24 protein-coding genes and 2 pseudogenes are annotated in these 24,590 nt (G+C 58.7%); 19 read left to right on the forward strand and 7 right to left on the reverse strand.

From position 1 onward, the window contains the following. Positions 1-48 precede the first annotated feature (48 nt). Positions 49-204, forward strand: a complete 156-nt coding sequence (locus tag OQE62_RS19540; RefSeq protein WP_377535909.1) for a transposase — start codon at positions 49-51, stop codon at positions 202-204. A gap of 372 nt (positions 205-576) precedes the next feature. Here the strand turns inward: OQE62_RS19540 and OQE62_RS17900 are convergent, their stop codons facing one another. The 4 genes and pseudogenes from OQE62_RS17900 to OQE62_RS17915 all read right to left on the reverse strand — a co-directional run bounded on the left by OQE62_RS17900 (position 577) and on the right by OQE62_RS17915 (position 6,540). Next, complete coding sequence (locus tag OQE62_RS17900) at positions 577-2,814, reverse strand: S8 family serine peptidase (protein ID WP_265723414.1); 2,238 nt, start codon at positions 2,812-2,814, stop codon at positions 577-579. A gap of 1,052 nt (positions 2,815-3,866) precedes the next feature. Beyond that, positions 3,867-3,992, reverse strand: a pseudogene (locus OQE62_RS17905) (carbohydrate-binding domain-containing protein); the annotation flags it as partial. 9 nt (positions 3,993-4,001) lie between these two features. Further along, positions 4,002-5,234: pseudogene (locus OQE62_RS17910) on the reverse strand (glycoside hydrolase family 11 protein); the annotation flags it as partial. Positions 5,235-5,634: 400 nt separating this feature from the next. Then, a complete protein-coding gene (locus tag OQE62_RS17915; protein ID WP_265723415.1) occupies positions 5,635-6,540 on the reverse strand; it encodes a LysR family transcriptional regulator in 906 nt (301 codons plus the stop codon). 88 nt (positions 6,541-6,628) lie between these two features. On the opposite strand from OQE62_RS17915, the gene OQE62_RS17920 reads away from it, so the two are divergent. Both OQE62_RS17920 and OQE62_RS17925 read left to right on the forward strand, forming a co-directional pair. Continuing rightward, positions 6,629-7,375 carry an NAD(P)H-dependent oxidoreductase gene (locus OQE62_RS17920; RefSeq protein WP_265723416.1) on the forward strand — a complete coding sequence of 249 codons (747 nt, stop codon included), beginning with the start codon at positions 6,629-6,631 and terminating at the stop codon, positions 7,373-7,375. A 24-nt stretch (positions 7,376-7,399) separates the two neighbouring features. Beyond that, positions 7,400-7,750, forward strand: a complete 351-nt coding sequence (locus OQE62_RS17925) for a VOC family protein (RefSeq protein ID WP_265723417.1) — start codon at positions 7,400-7,402, stop codon at positions 7,748-7,750. A gap of 356 nt (positions 7,751-8,106) precedes the next feature. Here OQE62_RS17925 and OQE62_RS17930 read toward each other — a convergent pair whose 3' ends face one another. After that, a complete protein-coding gene (locus OQE62_RS17930) occupies positions 8,107-8,640 on the reverse strand; it encodes an SRPBCC family protein (RefSeq protein WP_265723418.1) in 534 nt (177 codons plus the stop codon). Continuing rightward, a complete protein-coding gene (locus OQE62_RS17935) occupies positions 8,637-8,978 on the reverse strand; it encodes an ArsR/SmtB family transcription factor (RefSeq protein WP_265723419.1) in 342 nt (113 codons plus the stop codon). Before OQE62_RS17935 ends, OQE62_RS17930 begins: the two co-directional genes overlap by 4 nt. 258 nt (positions 8,979-9,236) lie before the next feature. Here OQE62_RS17935 and OQE62_RS17940 point away from each other — a divergent pair, with 258 nt between their 5' ends. The 8 genes from OQE62_RS17940 (at position 9,237) to OQE62_RS17975 (ending at position 16,097) form a co-directional block, all read left to right on the forward strand. After that, entirely contained in the window at positions 9,237-9,815 is a 579-nt protein-coding gene (locus tag OQE62_RS17940) for a DJ-1/PfpI family protein (RefSeq protein ID WP_265723420.1), read from the forward strand. Between the two features lie 206 nt (positions 9,816-10,021). Next, complete coding sequence (locus tag OQE62_RS17945; protein ID WP_265723421.1) at positions 10,022-10,414, forward strand: hypothetical protein; 393 nt, start codon at positions 10,022-10,024, stop codon at positions 10,412-10,414. Between the two features lie 202 nt (positions 10,415-10,616). Next, positions 10,617-11,552 (forward strand): ubiquinol oxidase subunit II, encoded by a 936-nt coding sequence (gene cyoA, locus OQE62_RS17950; protein WP_265723422.1) that lies wholly within the window; start codon positions 10,617-10,619, stop codon positions 11,550-11,552. An 8-nt stretch (positions 11,553-11,560) separates the two neighbouring features. After that, a complete protein-coding gene (gene cyoB / locus OQE62_RS17955) occupies positions 11,561-13,573 on the forward strand; it encodes a cytochrome o ubiquinol oxidase subunit I (RefSeq protein WP_265723423.1) in 2,013 nt (670 codons plus the stop codon). Further along, entirely contained in the window at positions 13,570-14,199 is a 630-nt protein-coding gene (gene cyoC, locus OQE62_RS17960) for a cytochrome o ubiquinol oxidase subunit III (protein WP_265723424.1), read from the forward strand. Before cyoB ends, cyoC begins: the two co-directional genes overlap by 4 nt. After that, complete coding sequence (gene cyoD, locus OQE62_RS17965) at positions 14,199-14,528, forward strand: cytochrome o ubiquinol oxidase subunit IV (RefSeq protein WP_265723425.1); 330 nt, start codon at positions 14,199-14,201, stop codon at positions 14,526-14,528. The genes cyoC and cyoD overlap by 1 nt, the downstream gene beginning before the upstream one ends. 2 nt (positions 14,529-14,530) lie before the next feature. Next, positions 14,531-15,427, forward strand: a complete 897-nt coding sequence (cyoE, locus tag OQE62_RS17970) for a heme o synthase (RefSeq protein WP_265723426.1) — start codon at positions 14,531-14,533, stop codon at positions 15,425-15,427. 238 nt (positions 15,428-15,665) lie between these two features. Then, complete coding sequence (locus OQE62_RS17975; protein WP_265723427.1) at positions 15,666-16,097, forward strand: GFA family protein; 432 nt, start codon at positions 15,666-15,668, stop codon at positions 16,095-16,097. Between the two features lie 48 nt (positions 16,098-16,145). On the opposite strand, the gene OQE62_RS17980 is transcribed toward OQE62_RS17975, so the two are convergent. Continuing rightward, positions 16,146-16,361 carry a DUF2798 domain-containing protein gene (locus OQE62_RS17980; protein WP_265723428.1) on the reverse strand — a complete coding sequence of 72 codons (216 nt, stop codon included), beginning with the start codon at positions 16,359-16,361 and terminating at the stop codon, positions 16,146-16,148. Between the two features lie 90 nt (positions 16,362-16,451). Between OQE62_RS17980 and OQE62_RS17985 the strand changes: the two genes are divergently transcribed. The 8 genes from OQE62_RS17985 (at position 16,452) to OQE62_RS18020 (ending at position 24,469) form a co-directional block, all read left to right on the forward strand. Beyond that, positions 16,452-17,357 carry a LysR family transcriptional regulator gene (locus OQE62_RS17985; RefSeq protein WP_265723429.1) on the forward strand — a complete coding sequence of 302 codons (906 nt, stop codon included), beginning with the start codon at positions 16,452-16,454 and terminating at the stop codon, positions 17,355-17,357. Beyond that, the gene (locus tag OQE62_RS17990) at positions 17,354-17,770 is read left to right on the forward strand and encodes a hypothetical protein (RefSeq protein ID WP_265723430.1); all 417 of its coding nucleotides are present in this window, start codon (positions 17,354-17,356) and stop codon (positions 17,768-17,770) included. Before OQE62_RS17985 ends, OQE62_RS17990 begins: the two co-directional genes overlap by 4 nt. Further along, on the forward strand, positions 17,767-18,699 hold the full coding sequence (locus OQE62_RS17995; RefSeq protein WP_265723431.1) for an aldo/keto reductase: 933 nt from the start codon (positions 17,767-17,769) through the stop codon (positions 18,697-18,699). Before OQE62_RS17990 ends, OQE62_RS17995 begins: the two co-directional genes overlap by 4 nt. Further along, positions 18,696-19,286, forward strand: coding sequence for a DUF6064 family protein (locus tag OQE62_RS18000; protein ID WP_265723432.1), 591 nt, complete (start codon positions 18,696-18,698; stop codon positions 19,284-19,286). The genes OQE62_RS17995 and OQE62_RS18000 overlap by 4 nt, the downstream gene beginning before the upstream one ends. Positions 19,287-19,612: 326 nt before the next feature. Then, positions 19,613-20,923 (forward strand): cytochrome c, encoded by a 1,311-nt coding sequence (locus OQE62_RS18005; RefSeq protein ID WP_265723433.1) that lies wholly within the window; start codon positions 19,613-19,615, stop codon positions 20,921-20,923. Continuing rightward, a complete protein-coding gene (locus OQE62_RS18010) occupies positions 20,920-21,417 on the forward strand; it encodes a (2Fe-2S)-binding protein (protein WP_265723434.1) in 498 nt (165 codons plus the stop codon). Before OQE62_RS18005 ends, OQE62_RS18010 begins: the two co-directional genes overlap by 4 nt. Further along, positions 21,410-23,722 carry a xanthine dehydrogenase family protein molybdopterin-binding subunit gene (locus OQE62_RS18015; RefSeq protein ID WP_265723435.1) on the forward strand — a complete coding sequence of 771 codons (2,313 nt, stop codon included), beginning with the start codon at positions 21,410-21,412 and terminating at the stop codon, positions 23,720-23,722. The genes OQE62_RS18010 and OQE62_RS18015 overlap by 8 nt, the downstream gene beginning before the upstream one ends. Positions 23,723-24,163: 441 nt before the next feature. After that, entirely contained in the window at positions 24,164-24,469 is a 306-nt protein-coding gene (locus OQE62_RS18020; RefSeq protein WP_265723436.1) for a hypothetical protein, read from the forward strand. Positions 24,470-24,590: the final 121 nt, after the last annotated feature.

Below are 24,590 nucleotides of genomic sequence, written 5' to 3' on the forward strand. Positions count from 1 at the left end.
GCTGCTTAAACGCAGTTATTTGGACAACTGGGTTGAAAATCACCGGAACTGGCCAACGCCTATGTAGGCACCCTTCGTTTGAAGCTACTGAAAGTGGCTGCCGTGGTGACTTGCAAAGCCTCTCGCTGGGTGTTTCAGCTCGCTGAGCAGTACCCTTGGAAAAACCTGTTTCGCCAAACGGCCGAGCGCCTGCTAAGCGGATAACTCCATGTGAGCGCTGTCCCCGGCGTGTAGAAAAAGCATGGGGGTTGGGGGAGTTGCGTCTCGGCTCAGACGAATAGTTCGCTTTTTAAACAAAAACGTGCTGCGTGAGAATCCGAAACACNAATTGGTTGACGTCAAAGTAGCAATAATGAACCAACAAGACAGAGAAACCTGTCTGGCACATACACCAATTGAAACAACTTCTAATTAATCAGCCGACAACCGCAAGCCGGAAGAGGCGCGGGACCGGATTACTCCTACCGTACATTCTATGCCAGGCGCACAACAAAAAGCCCCAGCTTAATACTGGGGCCAATTAAGGTAATACTATATATCACCTAGTAAAAACGAAACAATCTTTTAACTCTTTAGCTAACGCCCCATAATAATATAACCGACAACTTCGGTCGTATGGGCAACTTCAGAGTCATCTGACTGCTCTTCTTCCACCTTAACTTGTACACTACTAGAGGTCAGATTCTTTCGACGAAGTACAGCAGTATCTCCCCCATCAAACGTCTGCATTGCTGCGATCATTTTAGGGCTGGACACACTGCTATAGCCAATTGACTTCCAAGAATCGGTTACGCTATTTGAAGTTCTCCCAACGACCAGTTTAGCGCCATTACTGTTAGTAGTACCGCTTTCGATAGCTATCCAGTGAACTTTTTCTGTCGCATGGACCCCATCAGCTCCCTCTTCCTCCTGCAAACGAACCTGAAAGCTTGTACTTGTAACATTTCGAATGCGCGTGGTCACTGCCGCTCCTCCATTACGAGTGACAGTTTGAGCGACGGCTACAGGCTTATTAGAGAAAGAAGAGCCGAAATTAACGGTTTTCCAGTTATGGTTAAGATTTATTTCCCCCGATTTAACTGAAAGTGAACCGAATCTAGAGCTACCATTTTTTGCCACCAGGTAGCTAATATTTTCATTCGTATGAGAACCATCAAGATAGTCCCACTCGTCAAGCTGTACCGTAAAGGAATTGGCTGACGTATTCCTTATCCGAGCTGTTGTCGGATGAGAACCATTGTAACTCGGCGTCCCCATCACCACTCTCGGATTGCTTGGCCCGGAGTAACTTCTCTTCTTCCAATTATGATTCAAGGTCATATTATCGCTTATCAAACTCTGACTGCTAGAAGCAGCATTAACTGCTGAAGCCGCATTGACTATGCCAGAACCACACTGGCTACAGGAAGCGGGAAAACTACGAGCGGTGCTCTTCAGGATGGATTCCACGGAGTTGGGAGAGAGACTGGAGTCCACCGAATAGAGCAGTGCCGCAGCGCCTGCCACATGGGGTGAAGCCATGCTCGTTCCCTGATAGAAAGCGAAACTGTCTCCAGAAGGGCCTTGCGTTCCACTATTGAGGGTCGACAGCACACCATTCCCGGATACAGAGGTGTCACCGCCTGGCGCCGCAACATCCACCACACTGCCGAAGTTGGAATACCAGGCTCTACCACCAGATCTGTCCACCGCTGCCACGCTCACTACACCATTACAACTCGCGGGGGTAAAGTTGCCGGCATTGGCACTGGAGTTACCCGCAGCCACTACCACAGTGGCGCCCTGGCTACGCGCCGTATTGATGGCATTCTGCATGGTACTGCCGCAACTGCCGCTGCCGCCCAGACTCAGGTTTAACACCTCGGCCGGATTGGCATTGGCTGGAACGCCACTGACCGAACCGCCTGCGCCCCAGATAATCGCGTCAGCGATATCCGAAGTGAAACCACCGCAACGGCCCAAGACACGGATAGGTACTACCTTGGCCTTGTGGGCTACACCGGCCACACCAGAGCCGTTGTTAGTGACAGCGGCAACGGTGCCCGCCACGTGGGTACCGTGCCAACTGCTACTGCGAGCCGGGGAGCCCGAACCGCAGGCCCCCGCCGGCGCCCAATCACCTGGGTCCCGGGCATTGCTGTCGCGACCATTGCCGTCCTGGGCCACGCTGGGATCAGAGATCATGTCATAGCCGGGGAGGATATTAGCCGCCAGATCCGCATGCGGGCGATATCCGGTATCAATCACACCAACCACAACGCCCGCACCCCGGCTGGTATTCCAGGCACCGGGCAAATTGAGACCACCGGCGGCCTCAAAGTAATGCCACTGCTGGTTGTAGCCGGGGTCATTGGGAGTGAACATAGGCTGCAGCAACAAGTCAGGTTCTGCATATTCCACATTCGGGTCCTGCTGAAGACGGGCGACAACCCCCGCCAACTCAGTCTTGCCTTTGCGACCCTGGAAGCGCAATAACTGGGCGCCCGTGGAAAGCCGGCGCAAATGGTGCAACTCAGTGCCTGCGATACGCGAGGCTCTATTCAGAGCCGCCTGCGACATGCTGCTCGCAACTCCCATCGGAGTCGTGTCTTTGTATTTAACGATAATACGATCGGTGGAGCTGGCAGCTTGTACAGGCACCGACGAGGGCCCTTCAACCTGAACAGCGTTAGCCGCAAAAGGCAAAACCGCAAGCAATGATGCCACTCCTAACAAAAAAAATTTCACAACCGATATTTTCATGGTCCCAAACTTCCTTATATCCTTTATGATCACCTGTATGCTTTTTGGCATTAGATTAGAAAAATCTTGCAAAAGCGTTTCCTTATCTTCCTTAATCCTCCCTTCCCATAATCAGAAAAAATCGAATTACAATCTAAAATCAAAAATACTTAGACCACCAATCTTCTAAATATCACCTTAACCTAACAATATTTAACATTAGAGAACATTAACACTCACGACAAAGTCAGTAAAACCTGTTTTTGTTTAATTTAGCGACATAAAATTAATAAACATCACTCACCAACACTTGGCACATACATACCAATCATGAATGCCATCCTGATGGCTACATTCTCAAAATTAATAAATTTGACCACATAACTTATATTTTCATGAATGAGGGATAGAAACCCGATCTCAGATCGATAGTATTATCTTCCCCCTCTCAGAAAAACCGATATCTAACCAAATCAGTTTTTAAACCGTAAAAATGTAACCATTGTGACTCCTCGTCAAATAGTCTCACCGTAAACTGCCGGACTAACATTTATCAACGTCATCAGAGGCTTCACAAGGATACACTGCTTTTCAGTTGTCACTCGTATTTATAGGGAAAAATGGATCTCAGCTCAGGGGAGAGGAATCCTGATTAGGTAGCGGAAAATTAATTTCGAAGAAACGCCACCCAAAGAGCTAGTGGTCCATGCGGTAAATTCAGCAACACTATCTCTTCGCCACAGGCCCCAGTGCTGCGTTGGAAAAGCTTGAATTAGCGCTGCTAGTCCAGCGCTTTTTCGCCTTGCCCTGGAACCTGTGGCTGTGAGATAGAATCACCGAATTTACCGCATGAACCACTATTTCTAACACCTGACCAGAAGGAGAGATCAGCGACGAGTAGTCGCTCTAAAAGATAGCTGAAGCTCTGACTTCACCCGTTTATCAGATTTTTTTTGAATGACAGTGCTCAGATCGCAAAAGACTAAGAAAGTCGATATCGAAGAAGGACTATTGAAGGGACACAGAAACCCGGCTTCCTGGACGTGGAAACCGGATTCTTGGAGCCCTGCATCAGGCTGCAACGCTCGATAAGCGAAGAGCACTACCGCAAATACAGGGCTTTTCTCCAGACAGCGGAATCGGTATCAAGGGCAGACAATACCGCCACCGCCGGTCTGGCTGGAGCAGGTATTGCTGCCCACACAGCTCTCATTGTTCTCCCAACCCCAGCCGTCATCCTGGTTGGAACAGAGCGGAGTATCGGTGCCCCACCAGTTACAGCTGCATGAACCGCCGCCGGAGCTTCCGCCGGAACTGCCTCCTGAGCTTCCACCGGAGCTACCCCCTGAACTTCCCCCGGATGAACTGCCGCTACAACTGCCGCTAAAGCAATCGCTGGTGTCCCCGAATCCGATAACGCCATCGCAGTGCATTGTCTCGGAGTTGGAGCCACCGCCACATTCGCCATCGGCATAGGTGGCCGTGTTGTAGTCCATATCCTCCGCCTGGCGGGTCTCGCCATTGACGTAGACGTAATCGAGAATCACGTCGCGGTCGCCACCGTCGTTGTCGAATTCAACCTGGATATCGCCGGCTGCGTCGCCTGTGTAGGTATAGTCGGCGTCGCTGGTGGTGAGGTTCCAGTCGGCCACGGTGCTGCCGCCGATACGTAGGTTGATATGCTCCCCGCCGGCGGTACCGCGGGCGCGCACAATGATGTCGGTGCCGGACGGGCCACCGCTACTGCTGCCGCCGCTACTACCACCGCTGCTGCTACTGCTGCCGCCGCTACTGCTACCGCCACCGCTGCTGCCTTCGGTCACGGTAATATCCGAGCTGCCGGTGCTCTGGTAACCCTCCGTCGCCATAATCTGGTAATAGTGGTCACCCAGGTTCAGGCCCGCGGCCGCCCAGGCGTCGAAGTGGTTGCCCACGTTGATGGTGCCGCTGATGCTGCCAAAGCCCTTCTTCGGCTGGCGCACGCTGAAGTACTGGTAGAAGGTCTGGGTACCGTCGATGGAAGGCTTCTCGACACGCTGGCAGCGGATGATCTCGTAGGTGGCACCATCGGTCTGGAAGGTACCGTAGGTCTCCCTGCCGGTAGTACAGCTGGATGGATTGTAGGAGCCGTAGCTCTCGATTACGTAGTACTCAATCAGGGGATCTCTGGTCCATCCGTACAGGGCGAGGTAGGAATTCTGCGAGTTGTCCACGTTGTACTCGCCGGAATAGTTGACGATCCTGCGACCGCCCGGATTCCAGCCCTTGCCGCCGACCCAGTTATTGGAGTTGCTCCACTGGGAGGTGTAGCGGCCACCCGGATACAGCGTCATGGAGGCATCGCCATTGTCCTTCCAGAACGAATAGAAGAAACCGTCGTGGGTCCCCTCGCTATTCGAGGATACGGTTTCCAGGGCACCGGCCGGCGCTACACCGAGCAGGGCAGCGCAGGCGAACGCCGCCGCCAACCCGCGGCCGGCAGAGGCTATTTTTTCATCGCTTATAAAACTCATGAGAATGACCCTTTCGTTTTCATTATTGATCCTTTGAACGAAGCCACATCAGCCGGCAACCACCTCTATCGAAAATGTTAGCGCTAACAAATTGGGTTAAAAAAAGGGGCGCCGGTGCGGAAAGAGAACAAGCTTCTGCGAACTCAAGAAAGACAATTATCCCCTCCCCGCGAATGCTTCGAATCAACAACCCAATGACGGCAAATCCGATACCGTCTACTACTTCCAACAAATGTTAACGCTAACATTTAAAGGTTGGCAGCCGAGGATACGTCGGGTCAAGAAAGGAAAAGGCCCAATAAAAAGTTTTTCGTGACAAAATATTTGTACCATTTCCCAAATCCGGGTATTCGCGCAGCTCTGCAAAATGAATTGACCTTCCCGTCCTATCGATCGGCAGTCACGCGCCATATTCGCCCGACAGCACTCTTCTGACATTCTCTCCCACCTCGTCCAGGAAGATTCGCATCCGATTCACCCGTCTCAAATCGGGATGAATCAGCAACCACAAGGGCGTCGCCAGTTCTGCAATCGGCGGAGTCAGTCGCAGCAGCTGCTCGTCCGGTTCCGTGAGGTAACAGGGCAATACCGCTACACCGTTACCCTGGCGAGCCGCTACCTGTATTCCGAGCAGCGAGTCAATCCGGTAGCGGCAGTGTTCCCGGTAACCCCGGCTGTCCATCCAGCCTTCCAGAGCGGCGTCCCCCATATGCACATCCGGCCCCAGCCAATCGCAATCATCCAGCGCCCCCGGCGACAGGGGTAACGGCTGCTCCCGCCACTGTGCCCGCGCGCCGTAGACGGCCATCCGGACCTCCCCTACCCGCCGGCCCGCCAGGGTCTCCTGCGGCGCGCGGGTCGGGCGGATGGCGATATCGGCCTCGCGCTTGCTGAGGCTGTGGACCTGGTTGGAAATCGCCAGCTCCAGCTCGATCTGCGGATATTTCCGGCGGAAGTCCGCCAGTATCGGCGCCAGCAGACCGCTGTACAGGGTGTCGGTGGTGGTGAGGCGGATGGTACCGGACAGTTTGATATCCCGCCCCGCAATGCGGCGCTCCGCGCCCAGGACATCCGTCTCCACCCGCGCGGCCACTGCCGCCAGGTCTTCCCCGGCCGGGGTCTGGCTGTAGCCACTGCGAGATCGCTCGAAGAGGGTGACACCGAGGCGCCGCTCCATCTCCGTCAGCCGCCGGAATACGGTGGCGTGACTCAGGCCCAACTGGCGGCCGGCGCCGGACAGGGAGCCGTTGCAGGCAATGGCCCGGACTATCTGCAAATCGTCCCAGCGAATCAGCTGTTCATCCATGCAAACCAGATTCTCATTATTGGGGAGTGTATGTGTATTTTCGGACAGTTTAAGCTGGCGTCCAATAAGTGCAACAGGAGTACGAGCGATGAATACCCTGATCGTGCTGGCCCATCCGGAGCCGCAATCTTTCAATGGCCTGCTGGCCGGGTGCGCTGTCGACGTGCTGCAATCCGCTGGCCACCGGGTAGTGCTGGACGACCTCTACCGCGAGCAGTTTGACCCGGTGGAGAAGGCGTCGAATTATCCCGATCGCGAGCAACCCTTTGCGCCGCTGACCGAGCAGCGGGCCCACCACGATCGGGGATGCCTGCCGGCGGATGTACAGCGGGAGATCGAGCGGCTGGAATGGGCGGACCTGGTGATATTCCAGTTCCCACTGTGGTGGCACGCGCAGCCGGCCATATTGAAAGGCTGGTTCGACCGGGTGCTGGTTTACGGCGGCCTCTATTCCGGCATCATGCGTTACGACCGCGGTTATTTTCGCGGCAAGCGCGCCATCTGCTCGGTGACCGCCGGCTCGCCCGAGCGGGCGTTCATGCCATTCGGCCGAGCCGGCAATATGGTGGAGTGGCTGTGGCCGATACATTCCTCTCTCTATTACGTCGGCTACGATGTGCTGGCACCGCAGGTCAGTTACGGCGTGCAGGGCGGCGGCATCCAGTACCAGCAGGAGGCGGCCTTCCGCGAGCATATCGAATCGCTGCGCGCCGACTGGGTCGATCGCCTGGAAGGAATCGAGCGCGATGCCCCGATTCCGTTTACCGGCTGGGAAGATTGGGACGAAGCAGGCACACTACAGAACCGCCATCCGATGCGCTGGCGATTGTCCTGATGCGAATGAGAGGGAGATGCGAGAGTGAAAGTAAAACGGATAATGTCGAACTTCGAGACTCGCGATACCGAAAAGGCCGCGGCTTTTTACGGCGATATCCTGGGGCTCGACCTGCTAATGGATCACGGCTGGTTCCAGACCTACGGTTCGGATGCAAAGATGATGGTTCAACTCAGTTTCGGTACCGAGGGCGGCTCGGATACGCCGGTGCCGGACCTTTCGATCGAGGTCGACGATGTGGAAGCAGCGCTGGAGAGAATGAAAGCGGCGGAAATTCCCATCGAGTACGGGCCGGCGAGCGAGCCCTGGGGCGTGCGGCGCTTTTATGTGCGGGATCCGTTCGGGCGGCTGCTCAATATTCTGCAGCATGAATAAAAACGGTGCCCGATTGGGCCAACGGGCCAACTGAAAACTCAAAGTGCAACCGAGGTAGGACGCGCGATCGCCATGGATGGCGGAGTGCCGCCCAGCGGGATGCCGCCCAGCGAAAGTGCAGAAATTATGCAGGAGCATTTTTCTGTCCGTGCACACTGGGCAACCTAGGCGGCGTCGTCATTCCGGACTTAATCCGGAATCCAGGGGCTACGGTGGCTGGATCCCGGATCAAGTCCGGGATGACAGAAGGTTAAAAAAGAGTGCCTACAACGTGCTGACGCCATTCCCGAAAATTGAATAAAAAAATACACCCGCACCAACACCAGCTACCGTGCGAGCAGGTACTGCGATCGCACTTAAGCCGGCAGCCGTTGCTCGTAATCAGCCTTCAGGCGATTGATCGCATCCCAGAAAGGCTCCGGCTCCCCATCCGCCAGTCGCGCGGCCAGGACCTGCAGATGCGCGTGCCAGCCGGTACTGACACTCAGTAGGGTCGAGCGATCCGGCACACGGTGGTGGGTCACCGTCAGCAGCACTTCGCCGCCGCGGGGTTCCAGCTCGAAGGACACGCCGCCGGTACTGTCCCACTCAATTGCCAACTTGCGCGGCACGTCCAGCTCGGTGATGCGGCTCTGCATCCGGTGTTCCTCGCCGTAGTTCGGCGGCCGCTGGCCGGGCGGATCGGTCAGTTCGTCGTTGCGCCAGACAAATTCGAACGGGGAACCGGTGGCCATCTGCATTTCACCGGCGGCCAGCCACTGGCGGCGCAGGTCGCTCTCGGTGAGGTAGGCCCACACGCGCTCGATCGGGCCCGGTAGCAGGCGCTGAATCCTGAGTGTATCCGGTTCAACCAGGGTGCCGTAGTTGTCGAGGGTAATATCTTCGGTCATGGGTCGTCTCCTTCCCTGTTTGGGGTTTTGGAAGCATCCTCCTCACGGAGGAGGCGTTCGAGAATATCCAGGCGTTCGGTCCAGAAGTGCTCGTACTGTTTCAGCCACTGCTGCGCGCTGGCCAGGGGACCGGGTTCCAGGTAGCAGACGCGGCTACGCCAGCGCGCCTCGCGCCGGATCAGGCCAGCCTTTTCCAGTACCTTGATATGTTTTGAAGCCGCCGCCAGCGACATCTCAAACGGCGCGGCCAGTTCTCCTACCGTCTTCTCCCCTTCGCTGAGTTCGCGCAGCATGCGGCGGCGCGTGGTGTCGCCGAGGGCGTGGAAGACGTCGTTCAATTGGGCAAGTTCTGATTCAACCATATTGTTGAATGTAGCAGCCTCCGGAGAATCATTCAACTAAAAAGTTAAATGAGTGAGTACCGGAGGATCAGGAAGCTGGAAAGATGGGAGAAAGAAGCGGACCGGGAGGCATTGATCGGCACACGACGGCTTTCCTTTGCCCGTCCTCCGGCGGCAGACGCTCGACCGGGGCCGCCCGGGCCGGGTAGTATGCCGGCGGTCTCCACGCACGTAACGGCAACACGAGGATCACCATTGAACCTGGGAATCTATATCTACGACGACGCCGAAGTGCTGGATTTTTCCGGCCCCTTCGAAGTGTTCAGCACCGCAAAGCGACTGGCGCAGGCCGACTGGAATATCTTCCTGCTGGCCGAAACTGCCGGGCCCGTGCAGGCGCGCGGCGGTTTTCCAGTGTGCCCGCACTTTACCATCGACGATCACCCGCCCATCGATGTGTTGCTGGTCGCCGGCGGCATTCATACCGGCGAACTGGAAAAACCGGCGGTGATCGAGTGGATTGCAAACGTCGCCTCCAGTGCCGAACGGGTGGCCTCGGTCTGCACCGGCGCTTTCCTGCTGGCGGAAGCCGGCAGGCTGGACGGGCTGCCGGTCACCACACACTGGGAAGATATCCCGAACCTGAAAGCCCGCTACCCGGCGCTGGAAGTGCTGGAAAACCAGCGCTGGGTCAATCGCGGCAATACCACCACCTCCGGTGGTATTTCGGCCGGTATCGATATGAGCCTGTTCCTGGTTTCGGAGCTGGCGTCTCCGGAACTGGCCGAACGCACGGCGCGGCAGATGGAGTACCGCTGGCAGAAACAGCCGTAAAGCACCGACGATTGACCTCGGGGTCACCGCTTTCCGCTCACCGCGACGAGCCGGACTTCGCACACGAGCTCCGGATAATCGGGCTTTGTGCGCCCCGGCAATCTTTGGTAGTCTTCGCCCGCCGTCAACCCGGAATGTCATTTTCTCCACTTTATTCCGCTGTTGTACCCGCAGTCCATTCTGCATCTTTATCTGCTGGATGAGTTTTGAAAGCAATCAGCCCCCTCGAATCACCGAACGGAAGCGCCCCGACAGCTCCCCTGCTTGAACCGCGGGCCGGTGCTGTGTTCGCGCTTGCGGCGCTGGTTGCCGGTGTCACAGGCCTGCTGATTCATTTCGGCCTCGTGTACGATACCGCTGAACTGATCCCGCTGCTGGAAAACGGCACCGCGTTGAACCTGCTCGCCGGCCTCGGCCTGACCGGGCTCGCGGCTTCGCACATCCTGGTTTACCGGCACTTCCTGCTGCTGCTCAATTTCGTCAGGACCCTGCGCACCGTTTTCCTGCGGTATCTGCGCCACCTGCTGCCGGCCGCGCCAGCGCTCTGCTCTACCCCGCGTACGGCCCACGGCTGCCGGGCTCCCCCTCTCGCCATCTGATACGCCGGCCGATTCCGCCGGTCAGCTCCCGATTCTTCGCATAGCCGCCTCCTGAACAGGTTTCACCGTCGTGTGCGTTGCGCCCGGCAATCCTGTCACTCATCGCGACTCGATCCGGTTCGCGGGAGCGGCTTTGCGTTGTCCGTACTGCCTCTCCATCGGGCAGATGTTGTAAACCTCCGTGTTGGGAGGATCTCTCCTCGTGTTAGTTCGTAGCCTAAGAAAAGCTGCGCTGGCCGCCGCCGTGTTCGCACTGGCGGGTTGTCAGGGTGGCGTGCTCGACCCCAAAGGCCAGGTGGGTGTCGACGAGAAATACCTGATTATTATCTCGACCCTGCTGATGTTGTTGGTGGTGATTCCCGTGATTGTCATGACGCTGTACTTCGCCTGGAAGTATCGCGAGGGACGGGATCACGAAATCTACGCGCCCAAATGGGCCCACTCCGGCAAGATCGAAACCATCATCTGGCTGGTGCCTGTCGCAATCATCGCAATCCTGGGCGCAATTACCTGGCGTTCCACCCACGCGCTGGACCCCTACAAACCGCTGGCACACAAGCGCGAGCCGCTGACAGTGCAAGTGGTATCTCTCAACTGGAAGTGGCTGTTTATCTATCCTGAACAGGGCGTGGCATCAGTGAACGAGTTGGTATTCCCGACCGATGTGCCGGTGCAGTTCAAGATCACCTCCGAGTCCACGATGAATTCCTTCTTCATTCCGCAGCTCGGCAGCCAGATCTACTCCATGGCCGGCATGGAAACGCGGCTGAACCTGATCGCCAACGAACCCGGTTCCTACGAAGGCTTCTCGGCCAACTACAGCGGCGCGGGCTTCTCCGATATGCAGTTCGAGGCAGTGGCCACCGACGAGGCCGGCTTCGAAAAATGGGTTGCATCACTGAAGCGCGAAAGCCCTGCCCTCACCAGTGAGCGCTATTCGGAACTGGCGAAACCGAGCGAAAACCACCCGGTGGAGCACTTCGGTCGCGTCAGCGATGGCCTTTTCCACGGGATCATCCACAAGTACATGCAGAACTACAACGACTGGAATCAGGGGCCGGCGCACGCGTCCCCCGAACATTCAGCCTCTGAACATGCCGCGGCACTGTCCGGTGCCGAAAAACCTGAGGAGGCCTAGGAGTTACCATGTCCCTACTCGGTAATCTATCGCTCGATGCGATTCCCTTTCACGAGCCCATCATCATGATTACGCTTGCGGTGGTCGGCCTGGCCGGCATCGCCATCGCCGTGGCCATCACCGTTTACAGAAAATGGGGGGTGCTCTGGCGCGACTGGCTGACGTCCGTCGACCACAAACGTCTCGGGGTCATGTATATCGTGCTGGCCCTGATCATGCTGATACGCGGTTTTTCCGATGCCATCATGATGCGCACCCAACTGGCGCTGGCCACCAACGGTGCCGAAGGCTACCTGCCGCCGGAGCACTACGACCAGATCTTTACCGCCCACGGCGTCATCATGATCATGTTTATGGCCATGCCCTTCATGATCGGCCTGATGAACATCGCCCTGCCGCTGCAGATCGGCGCCCGCGACGTGGCCTTTCCGTTCCTGAACAACCTGAGCTTCTGGCTGTCCGCCGGCGGCGCGGTGTTGATCAACCTGTCGCTGGGCCTGGGCGAATTCGCGAAGACCGGTTGGCTGGCCTATCCGCCGCTATCGGAATTGTCGTTCAGTCCCGGCGTGGGGGTCGATTACTATATCTGGGCGCTACAGATATCGGGCATCGGCACGCTGTTGACCGGGGTCAACTTCCTGGTGACGGTCTTCAAGATGCGCGCACCGGGCATGAAACTGATGCAGATGCCCATCTTCACCTGGACCTGTACCTGGGCGAATATCCTGATCGTGGCCTCCTTCCCGATCCTGACCGCGGTGCTGGGCCTGCTGACGCTGGATCGCTACCTGAACTTCCACTTCTTCACCAATGCCGCTGGCGGCAACGCCATGATGTATATCAACCTCTTCTGGGCCTGGGGCCATCCGGAGGTGTACATCCTGATCCTGCCGGCCTTCGGTATTTTCTCCGAAGTGATTTCCACCTTTACCGGCAAGCGCCTGTTCGGCTACAACTCCATGGTCTGGGCCAGCGGTGCGATTTCCATCCTCGGCTTTATTGTCTGGTTGCACCACTTCTTCACCATGGGCTCCAGTGCCAACGTCAACGCCTTCTTCGGCATCATGACCATGATCATCGCCGTGCCCACCGGGGTGAAGCTGTTCAACTGGCTGTTCACCATGTACCGCGGCCGCCTGCGAATGACAGTGCCGGTGCTGTGGACACTGGGCTTTATGGTGACCTTCACCATCGGCGGCATGACCGGCGTACTGCTGGCCGTGCCGGGCGCGGACTATGTACTGCACAACAGCCTGTTCCTGATCGCCCACTTCCACAACACCATTATCGGCGGCGCCGTGTTCGGCTACCTGGCGGGCTTCGCCTACTGGTTCCCGAAAGCCATGGGCTTCCATCTGAACGAGCGCCTGGGCAAGGCCTCCTTCTGGTGCTGGCAGGTGGGTTTCTACGTGGCATTTATGCCGCTGTACGTGCTCGGCTTCCTCGGCATGACCCGCCGCCTGAACCACACCGACAACCCGGACTGGAATATCTGGCTGTACATCGCCTGCGCCGGTGCCGTGATCATCCTGGTGGGTATCGTGCTGCAATTCGTGCAGCTCTATATCGCCTTCCGCCAGCGCGAGCAGAACCCCGATACCACCGGCGATCCCTGGAACGGCCACACACTCGAATGGTCCACCGCCTCGCCGCCGCAGTTCTACAACTTTGCCGAGCTGCCGCGGGTGCGCGATATCGATGCGTTTACCGATATGAAGGAACAGGGCATCGCCTACCAGCGGCCGGCCAGCTACGCGCCCATCCATATGCCGAAAAACACACCCTCCGGCATCCTGATTGCCGGCGCCATCACCACCTTCGGTTTTGCCGCCATCTGGCATATCGGCTGGCTGGCGGTGGCCGGGCTGGTGGCTTCCGTGGTGTTTTTCCTGCTGCGGGCCTACAGCAACGATGTGGACTACTACGTGCAACCCAATGAGATAGAGCGCACTGAATCCGCCTACCTGAAACAGGTAGGCGTGGCGCCGTTGAAGCAAGAACCCGAGGAGGTACCGGCATGAATACCATGACGGAAGCGGCGTACCTGGCCGATAAAACCAACTGGCAAGCGGACGACCACGCGCACCACGATACCGGTGACAATACGATATTCGGCTTCTGGATTTACCTGATGACGGACTGCCTGCTGTTCGCATCGGTTTTCGCCACCTATGCGGTGTTGTTTATGAACACTGCCGGCGGCGTATCCGGCCGGGATATTTTTGAGCTGGACTATGTGGCCATCGAGACCGCGGCGCTGCTGCTGAGCAGTATCACCTACGGCTTTGCCATGATTGGCGCGCACAAGCAGAACCGCGCCACCACTCTGGGTTGGCTGCTGGTGACCTTTGCACTGGGCGCCGTGTTTATCGGCATGGAGGTGAATGAATTCCACCACCTGATCGCCGAGGGCAATGGCCCGTCCCGCAGTGCCTTCCTGTCTTCCTTCTTCGCGCTGGTGGGCATGCACGGCCTGCACGTGACCGCCGGCCTGATCTGGATGGCGGTGATGATGCTGGAAGTCGTCAAACGCGGCCTCGGCAACCAGACGGTGACGCGACTGAGCTGCCTGAGCCTGTTCTGGCACTTCCTGGATATCGTCTGGGTCTGTGTATTTTCCGTTGTCTACCTGATGGGAGTACTGTAATGAGCTCGCACGCTTCCAACGCGCACGAAATGGATCACGGCAGCGTCAGGTCTTACCTGGTCGGTTTTGTGTTGTCCGTAGTCCTTACCGCCCTCCCCTTCTGGGCGATCATGACCGGGCAATTTGAAAAATCCACCGCGATCCCGCTGGTGGTGACCATGGCCGTGATCCAGGTGATCGTGCACCTGAAATATTTCCTGCACCTGGATTTCACGCCAGCGGGCAAGGCCAATACCTTTACCTTCCTGTTTACCGCACTGATCATCGTCATGGTGGTGGGGCTTTCGGTGTGGATCATCTACAGTGCCAACGCCATGATGATGTACTGAGTATGTCCACCTCGATCCGACATTACTTCAAGGTCACCAAACCCGGGATTATCGCCGGCAACCTGATCTCCGTTGCAGGCGGCTTTTTCCTGGCCGCCCGCGGCGAGATCGACTGGCCGCTGTTCCTGGCAACGGTGATCGGCCTGTCGCTGGTGGTGGCGTCCGGCTGCGCCATCAACAACTGTATCGACCGGGATATCGACGCGCGCATGCAGCGCACCCGCAACCGCGTCACCGCAACCGGCGAGCTGTCGGCGCGTGCGGCGCTGGTGTTCGGGCTGCTGCTGGGCGCGGCCGGCTTTGCGCTGCTGGCGGTATATACCAACGGGATCAGCGTGGCATTTACCGCGCTTGGTTTTCTCGTCTACGTGGGGCTCTACAGCCTGTACCTGAAGCGCTATTCCATCTACGGCACATTGGTGGGTGCCCTGTCCGGCGCCATGCCGCCGGTGGTCGGCTACTGTGCGGTCACCGGGCAGTGCGACGCCGGCGCCATGATCCTGCTGGTGATGTTCTGCCTGTGGCAGATGCCCCACTCCTACGCCATCGGGATATTTCGCTACCGGGACTACGAGGCCGCCGGTATTCCGGTATTGCCCGTGGCCCAGGGCGTGGCCAAGGCCAAGCTGCATATCGTGCTGTATATCGCCGTATTCAGCCTGGTGACGGTACTGCTGCCGCTGAGCGGTTACACGGGCGCCGCCTTTATGGCGGTGGCCTGTACAACCAGCCTGTGGTGGCTAGCAATGGCGCTGCGGGGGTACCGGCGCGATATCGATGTTACCGGCTGGGCGCGGCAGGTGTTCGCATTCTCGATTGTCACCATAACCGCGCTCAGTGTGACCATGGCGTTGGATTTCAATGTGGTGGCGCCCGAGTTGCTCGTACTGAATCCATGATATTGCTGCGATATGCCGCATTGTAGGAGCCTGCTTGCAGGCGAATAGTCCGGGGGCCACGCCGCAAGCAGCTCCGTAGGATGGGCAAAGAAGCGCAGCGACGTGCCCATCACCCGGAAACCTGATGGGCACGCTGCGCTTTGCCCATCCTACTCGACTACCACCACTGCCCGATTGCCGCCGGTCTGTATCTTGCATACACTCAGTCACTCCCCGGAAACTGAATGGAGGGATTGCAATGAATAAAGCAACGGACCAATCCGGCTTACACGGTAGCTGCCTCTGCGGCCAGGTCACCTACCAGATCAACCCGCCCTACCACAAACTGGTGCACTGCCACTGCCAACGCTGCCGCAAGGCCACCGGCACCGGTCACGCTACCAATATGATCGCCGAGCCGACACAACTGCAGTGGCTCTCCGGCGAGGATAAAATCCAGCGCTACGACCTGCCCACTGCGAAGAGCTTCGGCAAATGGTTCTGCGGCCAGTGCGGCAGCCCGCTGCCGCGGCCAACGCGCGATGGGCAGCGAATGATCATCCCCGCCGGATCGCTGGATGAGGAACCACCCATCGATCCCAGCGATCGTATTTTCTGGGGTTCGCGGGCGGCCTGGTCCTGTTTTGACAACGAGCTTGTTACGCACGAGGAATATCCGGACTCCTGGTAAGCCAACCAGGAATACTCGCGATCAACCTGGATTGCCGTGCCGGCTCGTTCAAACCTTCCTGGCGATATCCAACGCCAACTGGTGGATTTGCGGTCCGCACAGAAAGGAGATCAGCCCCGCGGCAGGCCATGCCAGCATCCAGGCCGAGAGCCAGTAGCGCACGAACCCTTCAATCGCTCCCATATTGATAAAAGTCACCCAGGCAGACATAAACAGCGTCAGCACAAACGACATCAGGGTGGCGAAGATCAATCGATGTTTCATAACTCTCCCCTCTCAGCAAGTGTGGGGAACAGACTATCACCATCCCATATTTGTAGTGTATCGTTAAAATCGGAAACACATTTTGCAAATATGGAAAGCATGCTGGATAACCTGAAGATCTTTATCAACGCTGCTGATCAACAGAGCCTGACCAACGCCGCCCAGGCACTCGGTATGACGGTGGCCACCGTTTCGCGGCGGGTCAATGAGCTGGAGAAAGCGCTGGGCAGCGAGCTCTTTCATCGCTCAAGCAGGGGATTGACGCTTACACCGGCGGGGCTTTTGTACTATCGGGAGTGCGCCGAGTTTATCACCGCACTGGACAGACGCCTCGACCACCTGGACCAGGCGATCAACAGTCCGAGCGGCGAACTCAAGGTGATGGCACCGACAAACCTGGGCAGCGGTCCCCTGGACGTTTTCTGGCAGGGGTTCGTAGCCAACCATCCCGATATCGCACTGAAAATAAAGCTCGGCGACCCCGCCGAGGATGTGATTTCCAACCAGTCAGATATAGCCTTGCGGTCGGGGCCACAGATGAATTCGTCCCTGATCCAAAAGCTGATCGGTACCATCCCCCTGGTACTTGTAGCCGCTGAAAAAGTTACCGGAAAGCTCCCGTCAACAATAGACACGCTGGACGTCTTCCCCAGTATCGCCGCCGAAATGTTCAGCGACTGGGTGCTGCAGTGCGGTGGCCAGAGCATCGAAATCCCGAGGGAGCATCGTCATATCAGCAACGATATGCAGATCACCCTGAACCTGGTGAAGGCAGGGGCCGGTATCGCCCTGTTGCCAATGAGCATGGTTCACGAAAGCCTGAATGACGGTGAGTTGATACAAGTCCTGCCACAGTGGCAGGGGCCCCATCGGGATATATACCTGGTCTGGCCCTACCAGCGCACACTGTCTGTCCGAGCCAGGCTCTTCCGCGATGAACTGATCGATTTTCTGCACAAGCAGCCATGGTTTTACGTCGCAGGAGAGTCGCAATGACAGTATCCATCCAATCCCCTTCGAATACCTGGAACGCTTTCCTCGCACACCTGCTGTTTATTCTCGCCGCCTGGACAGTCTTTATTAAATACCTGTTCCCAATCGGCTTCGCGCTGGCCAACGGCGCCCCCTGGAACAACCATATCTACTGGGACCTGTGGCCACTCGCACATATCTGGCTGGGCTGGGCATTGCTGGCGCAGCCGCGCTATGTCCGTGCCCTCGCGATCGGCATGTCTGTTGTGGAGATCATCATTATTGTCGCCCTGTTCATTCAGTTCCTGGCCGATCCGGAGTGGTCCATCTGGCGCACCAACTGGTTTGTCAATAAAGTGTTCGTACTGGCATGCTTTGTCCTGGTGTTGATCACTGCCCTGTGCCGACCTGACAGCCTGAAACCGCGTTCGCCATGAAAAACCGACTCACACGTAGACAGCTTCTACAACTGACCGGCGCCGGCCTGGCCGCCGCTGCCCTGCCGCGATCACTGCTGGCCGAAAGCACGGCGTTGCTGGCAAAGCCCATCCCGGGATCCGATGAAAAGCTGCCCGTTATCGGCATGGGCACCTGGCGCACGTTCAATGTGGGCAATGATCCGCAGTTACTGGATGCACGCACCCGGGTGATGCAGGCCTTCTTCCGGCAAGGCGGTGGTCTGGTGGATTGCTCGCCCATGTATGGCTCGGCGGCAGATACCATCGGCTATGCGCTAAAGCGCCTGGGGATTCCGGAAAGCCTACTTTCGGCGGAGAAGGTCTGGAGCCCGGCCGGCGGTTCAACGCGGGAACAGGTGGCCGAACTGGCTGGGCGCTGGGGTGTGCAAGGTTTCGACCTGATGCAGATTCACAACCTGACGGACTGGCGCGAACATTTGGCGGCTCTGCGGGAAATGAAAGCCGCAGGCGAGATTCGCCATATCGGCATCACCACTTCCCACGGGCGCCGCCACTGGGAGTTCGAGCAGATCATGGCCAGCGAGGATATCGACTTCGCCCAGCTCACCTACAACATCACCCACCGCGAGGCGGAAGATCGGTTGCTGCCGCTGGCGAGGGAAAAGGGGATCGCCGTGATTGCCAACCGGCCCTACGACGGTGGCAGCCTGATCAAGGGCCTGAAACGCAGTGGCGAGAAAGTTCCCGAATGGGCCACTGAGGAATGCGGCTGCCGTACCTGGGCCGATTTTCTGCTGAAGTTTATCGTCAGCCACCCGGCGATAAGCTGCGCCATCCCCGCCACCACCCGCGTCGAGCATATGAACGAGAATATGCGCGCTGGTCGGGCACCCCTGCCCTCCACCAGTACCCGGCAGCGGATGGCGAGGTTTATCGAGTCCCTATGAGCGATTGGGCCAGCTACCACCTCCAGGACTTTATTCCATTTACGGCAGATATCTATTTCCGCCTGCTGGAGCGGATGGGCGAGGCCTTCTGGCCGCTGCACCTGCTGATGCTGGCACTGGGCGCCACCGCATTGTTCCTGGCACTGAAAAACCGCACGCGTCTCGCCTGCCTGTTGCTGGTTCCGCCCTGGACTTTTGTCGCCGTGGCTTTTTTCATGCAGCGCTATGCGGAGCTCAACTGGGCCGGCGGCTATATCGGCTGGGCCTTCCTGGCACAGGCAGCGCTTCTGTTATCGATCGCGTTTGTGCACCGCGGTCCCGCACAACTGCCGCGATACACGAGCCCGCCGGTGATGGCCGGTATCGCCATCGCCCTCTTCGGCCTGGCCGGCCTGCCGTTGCTCGCACCACTGGGCGGCCACTCCTGGTACGGGGCGGAAGTGTTCGGTATCCATCCGGACCCCACCGCCATCGCCACCCTCGGCGCGGTGCTGATCGCACTCCGCGGCCCGGCGAGGTGGCTGGCCGCCATCATTCCCGCACTGTGGCTCCTGCTCTCTGGCCTGACCCATACGGCACTAAGATAAGACAACGCTCCTTGTGGGATGGGCAAAGGAGCGCAGCGACGTGCCCATCAGTGACAGGGGATGATGGGCACGCTGCGCTTTGCCCATCCTGCGAATTGGCCTGGAAGAACTGCCTGGCAATAACAGTGGTCAGCTGAAACCCTGTATTCCGTATGGAAAGAAGAAGTTATTGCCGCCATCTGACCGATAACCGATCGAAATTCCCGAAGCCACCCTCACCAGGTGCTATACAGTGACTGATCTGCCGGATTCCCGGCGCGCCATACCCGCCGCTTCATCCAGATAAAACGCGGCCCCGGTGACTGGTTACTGCAAGAGGTTTCGACATGGGCCGAACCCTGGCCACGGTACTCGTGGTGGTATTGATCATCCTCGCTGCGCTTTTCTTCCTGATTCGCAAACCGTCGATTGCCGCGGTGGAAACACCCGGCGCCTCGTCCTTCAGTGCGGAGCAGGTAGAGCGCGGCCGGGTATTGGCCGGTATCGGCAACTGCGCCACCTGCCACACTGTCAACGAAGATGATCCTTACGCCGGCGGCCGGGAGTTTCCCACCGGCTTCGGCAGCCTCTATGCCACCAATATCACCCCGCACCCGGAAGACGGTATCGGCAACTGGTCCCGCGAGGCGTTTGTGCGCTCCATGCGCGAGGGGGTGGCCCGCGATGGCTCCTACCTCTATCCCGCATTTCCCTATACCCACTTCAAAAACCTCACAGACGAAGACCTGGATGCGCTCTATGCCTACCTGATGACACGGGAACCGGTGGCCTATACCCCGCCGGAAAACGCCCTGCATTTCCCCTTCAACCTGCGCTTCCTGCAGTGGGGCTGGCAGTTGCTGTTCTTCTCCAGGGATCCGCTGCAACCGGATCCCCAGCAGAGCGACGACTGGAACCGAGGCGCCTACCTGGCGGAGGGGGCCGGCCACTGCACGGCCTGCCACTCACCGCGCAACGCTTTCGGTGCGGAGAAAAAGGATAAGGCCTACGCCGGCGCACTGGTGGACAACTGGTATGCACCGGCGCTGAATACCGAGCAACCGGTTCCGGTGCACTGGGATAGCGACACGCTCTACGATTACCTGCGCGAGGGGCAGACCGATTACCAGGGTGTGGCCGTGGGCTCCATGGGCGAAGTGGTGCATCAGGGCCTGGAGCGGGCACCGGACAGCGATATCCGTGCAATTGCCATTTACCTGGCCTCACTTGCCGGCCCGGAGGAGGCAGATGGTGTGGACCGACAAGCCGGGCAGATCATTGAAGCGGCCCACGAGCGCACGGACGGGGATCGCGGCTACGGCGAAAACGTGTATATGGCAGCCTGCGCCGCCTGCCACTACAACGCGGCAGACAATCCCATCGCCCTGCGCGCAGAGCTCAGCCTCAACAGCGCCGTCACCGCCGCGGATCCCACCAACCTGCTGCGGGTCCTGTTGCAGGGCATTCCCGCCAACGAGGGGACGCCGGGCGTGGTTATGCCGGACTTCGCCCGCCTGGACAACCGGGATATCGTCGAGCTGGCGCAGTTCCTGCGCAAACGCGCGGACCGGCCGGCGTGGGACGGCCTGGAGAAACGACTTGAAGAACTGCGCCAGCAGACGGGTACCGCTGCGCCTCACCAGGGAGGGAGTCAATGAGCACCAGATTCCGGATCAACGGCCAGCGGGCAGAAGTGGATGTACCGGAGGAGACGCCGCTGTTGTGGGTCGTCCGCGACGACATCGGTTTTACCGGTACCAAGTACGGCTGCGGTATCGGTCTCTGCGGCGCCTGCACGGTACACGTCAACGGCCGCGCCGTGCGCTCCTGCGTTACACCGGTGAGTGGCGTCTCCGACACCGAAGTCACCACCATCGAGGGCCTGTCGCAAAACGGCGAACACCCGCTGATACAGGCCTGGGTAGAGACACAGACACCCCAGTGCGGCTACTGCCAACCCGGCCAGATCATGCAGGCGGCGGCCATGCTGGCGGATTTCCCCAACCCCACCGACGAACAGATCGACCATGTCATGAGCGGCAACCTGTGCCGCTGCATGGCGTATATCCGCATCCGCGAGGCGATCAAGCTGGCCGCCGGCCGTATGCGCGCGGACGCCGGCGAAGACAACCCGGGGGCCGACCATGCTTAAGTTTCCCAAGAGCGCGTCCGCCGACAGCGACACACCGGACCTGGGCCGGCGCGGTTTCATTATCGGTATGGCGGGCGCCGGCCTCACTTTCGCCTTCGCCCGCTCGCCGCTGAGCCTGGCCGATCCCACCGGTGCCGCCGCCGAGGGCGCTTTCGAGCCCACCATCTGGTACCGGATCCGGAAAGACGGGCATATCGTGGTGAATATCGCCAAGGCGGAAATGGGCCAGCATATCGGCACCGCCCTCGCCCGTATCGTCGCCGACGAACTGGAGGCGGACTGGGACCAGGTCTCCCTCGATCATGTCGACAGCGATCCCAAGTGGGGCCTGATGGTTACCGGCGGCAGCTGGTCCGTATGGCAGAGCTATATCCCCCTGAGCCAGGCCGGCGCCGCCGGCCGCATCGCGCTGATCGAGGAAGGCGCCCGGCAGATGGGCGTATCCCCGGACCAGTGCCGGGCGCGCAGCGGCCGCGTGATTGCCGGCGGCCAGTCCATCAGCTACGCGGATCTGGTCCGCAGCGGCGGCCTCAGCCGCAGCTTCAGCGAAGATGAACTGAAGAAAATGCCGATCAAGCCCGCCAGCGAGCGGCGACTGATCGGCGAGCCGGCAAAGGCCCTGGATATTCCCGACAAAACCGATGGCAAGGCCCTCTACGGATTGGACGCAAAAGTTGAGGGCATGGTCTTCGGGCGCCCGCTGATTCCACCTACCCGCTACGGCGCCACCGTAAAAAAGATCGACGACAGCGCCGCCCGGGATATTCCCGGCTACCGGGAAACCATCGTACTGGAAGATCCGTCCGGCACCGTGCCCGGTTGGGCGATCGCGATTGCCGACAGCTTCCACGCCGCCAATATCGCGGCCGATAAAATCGAGGTGGACTGGACGCCGGGCAAAACCGCCGATATCGATGAAAGAGCCATCCTCGATCGCGGGCGCGAACTGATTGACAGCGGCGACGCCGGCGTGGTGGTGGTCAACGACGGCGATGCGAAAAAAGCCTTCGCCGAAGCGGACTCCACCCTGGAAGCCGAATACATCACCCACAGCGCCCTGCACTTCCAGCTGGAACCGGTCAACGCCCTGGCCCGGGAAAAAGATGGCACCTGGGAAATCCACACCGGCAACCAGTGGCAATCCCTGATCATTCCCACTCTGGCCGAGGCCCTGGGCGTACCGCAGGAAAAAGTGGTGATGAAAACCTATATGCTCGGCGGCGGCTTCGGGCGCCGGCTCAACGGCGACTACGCCGTACCCGCCGCCCTGGCCGCCAAGGCCCTGGGCAAACCCGTAAAGCTGGTGCTCACGCGCGAGGACGATATCCGCTTCGACTCCCTGCGCTCCCCGTCGGTGCAACGAATGCGTATGGCCTTCGACGGCGACAACAGAGTCACCGGCATGGAACACCACGCCACCGCCGGCTGGCCAACCCAGGTGATGGTGCCCGACTTTCTCGCCGAGGGTATCTCCGGCGGCATGTACGACCCCTTCTCCATACAGGGCGCCATGCACTGGTACACCGTCGGCGCCAACCGCCTCCGCGCCATCTCCAACGACCTCGCCAACGAAACCTTCCGCCCCGGCTGGCTGCGCTCCGTGGGGTCCGGCTGGGTCAACTGGGCACTGGAAAGCTTCATGGATGAGGCGGCGCACAAAGTGGGACAGGACCCGATCGAATTCCGCCTGGAAAAACTCAAAGCCGAAGGCAAAAACGCCGGCTCTTCACCCAACTCTGTCGGCGGCGCCTCACGCCAGGCCAATGTGCTGCGCCGCGTACAGGAAATCTCCGGCTGGGGCAGCGAAATGCCCGCGGACACTGGCCTGGGCGTCGCCACCACCTACGGCCAGGAGCGCAATATGCCCACCTGGACCGCGTGCGTGGCCCGCGTACACGTAGACCGCAAAACCGGCCGCCCCACCGTGGAAAAACTCACCCTGGTCACCGACGCCGGCACCGTCGTCCACCCGGACGGCGCTCGCGCCCAAGTGGAGGGCGCCGCCCTATGGGGCGTCAGCCTGGCCCTGCACGAAGGCACCCACTTCGAGAAAGGCCAGGTGGTCGACACCAACCTGAACAGCTACACCCCGCTGCGCATGCGCGATGTGCCGGAAATCGAAATGGAGTTTGTCGACAGCACCGAGATGCCCGTAGGCCTCGGCGAACCGGCAACCACCGTGGTGGGCCCAGCGATTGGCAACGCGATTTTCGCCGCAACAGGAGTCCGCATGCGAGCCCTGCCGATTCGGGCGGAGGATCTCCTGCGGGTGATGCGGGGCGATTCATCGGCGCCTAGAAAGTGAGCAGGGATTGTTCGCTTAACCTACGATAGCTGCGGACTCTCGCCACCCGGGGCCCTCGCAGCGCCTTCTCTTCTCCCTTCCCAGCTTGCAGATATGCTTCGGGGATCCCCTGCCCTCCCCACCGATCGACGAAAAATCAACCAACACCTGAAAATGACCAGACAGGGCCAGACATTTCGGCCCCTGCGACCGATATTTCCGCAGCGCCCCGGGAAATGTCAAAAACCTGCAGAAAATCAGAGGCTTGTGCGGCATGGCAAAAACCGGGATACGCGTCATCGGGATTGATTATCGTAAATGAAACGGCGGTTCCAGTTTGGCTGAAACCTTGACGGGATGGGGGATTGGCGACATTCTGTCGCTAATTTCAGCCTTGGATATGCTTCAAGGTGATATCCGTCGTGAGGACCACGATATAACTGTTATGAGTCCGAGTTGCCCATGAAAAGAGTGATCGTGGCTGTATTATTTATTGGTAGTATATTCTTGTACACGACCTATTCAATTGAGAAGCTTACCTTCTCAAATTTCTTCGGATGGCTAGCTTTCTCTGTGGCTACAGGAGCAATGGCATATTTTGCAGTATTCTCGCCTTATGGCTCACGTTCGCACACAACGGTATTTGGCCGCAGACAGAAATACAGACATCCCGTTCCAGAAATACCAGGAAAAATAGCAGCAAAAATTTTGGGTCTAGTGGTTGTGTGCTGCGCAGTAAGCTTCAGCTTTTACGTCTATGGCAAGTAATACTCATAACCAGGCCATGCTGCGGACGGCCTACACAACGCGCTTCGCGCTAAATACGTTACGGCCGCCGCAGATGGCGGCGTTCAGGCTGTAGAAAAACTCTTAAAAACCAGCACTTTTT

This window comes from Microbulbifer halophilus, assembly GCF_026183675.1.
GTDB lineage: Bacteria > Pseudomonadota > Gammaproteobacteria > Pseudomonadales > Cellvibrionaceae > Microbulbifer > Microbulbifer halophilus.

Coding starts and splice junctions, on each gene's coding strand:
- OQE62_RS17915 (WP_265723415.1), bottom strand. CDS start 6,540: ATGGATGAACAGCTGATTCGCTGGGACGATTTGCAGATAGTCCGGGCC.
- cyoB (WP_265723423.1), top strand. CDS start 11,561: ATGTCCCTACTCGGTAATCTATCGCTCGATGCGATTCCCTTTCACGAG.
- OQE62_RS18010 (WP_265723434.1), top strand. CDS start 20,920: ATGAGCACCAGATTCCGGATCAACGGCCAGCGGGCAGAAGTGGATGTA.
- OQE62_RS17980 (WP_265723428.1), bottom strand. CDS start 16,361: ATGAAACATCGATTGATCTTCGCCACCCTGATGTCGTTTGTGCTGACG.
- cyoD (WP_265723425.1), top strand. CDS start 14,199: ATGAGCTCGCACGCTTCCAACGCGCACGAAATGGATCACGGCAGCGTC.
- OQE62_RS18005 (WP_265723433.1), top strand. CDS start 19,613: ATGGGCCGAACCCTGGCCACGGTACTCGTGGTGGTATTGATCATCCTC.
- OQE62_RS18015 (WP_265723435.1), top strand. CDS start 21,410: ATGCTTAAGTTTCCCAAGAGCGCGTCCGCCGACAGCGACACACCGGAC.
- cyoE (WP_265723426.1), top strand. CDS start 14,531: ATGTCCACCTCGATCCGACATTACTTCAAGGTCACCAAACCCGGGATT.
- OQE62_RS17930 (WP_265723418.1), bottom strand. CDS start 8,640: ATGACCGAAGATATTACCCTCGACAACTACGGCACCCTGGTTGAACCG.
- OQE62_RS18000 (WP_265723432.1), top strand. CDS start 18,696: ATGAGCGATTGGGCCAGCTACCACCTCCAGGACTTTATTCCATTTACG.
- cyoC (WP_265723424.1), top strand. CDS start 13,570: ATGAATACCATGACGGAAGCGGCGTACCTGGCCGATAAAACCAACTGG.
- OQE62_RS17975 (WP_265723427.1), top strand. CDS start 15,666: ATGAATAAAGCAACGGACCAATCCGGCTTACACGGTAGCTGCCTCTGC.
- OQE62_RS18020 (WP_265723436.1), top strand. CDS start 24,164: ATGAAAAGAGTGATCGTGGCTGTATTATTTATTGGTAGTATATTCTTG.
- OQE62_RS17995 (WP_265723431.1), top strand. CDS start 17,767: ATGAAAAACCGACTCACACGTAGACAGCTTCTACAACTGACCGGCGCC.
- OQE62_RS17920 (WP_265723416.1), top strand. CDS start 6,629: ATGAATACCCTGATCGTGCTGGCCCATCCGGAGCCGCAATCTTTCAAT.
- OQE62_RS17990 (WP_265723430.1), top strand. CDS start 17,354: ATGACAGTATCCATCCAATCCCCTTCGAATACCTGGAACGCTTTCCTC.
- OQE62_RS17985 (WP_265723429.1), top strand. CDS start 16,452: ATGGAAAGCATGCTGGATAACCTGAAGATCTTTATCAACGCTGCTGAT.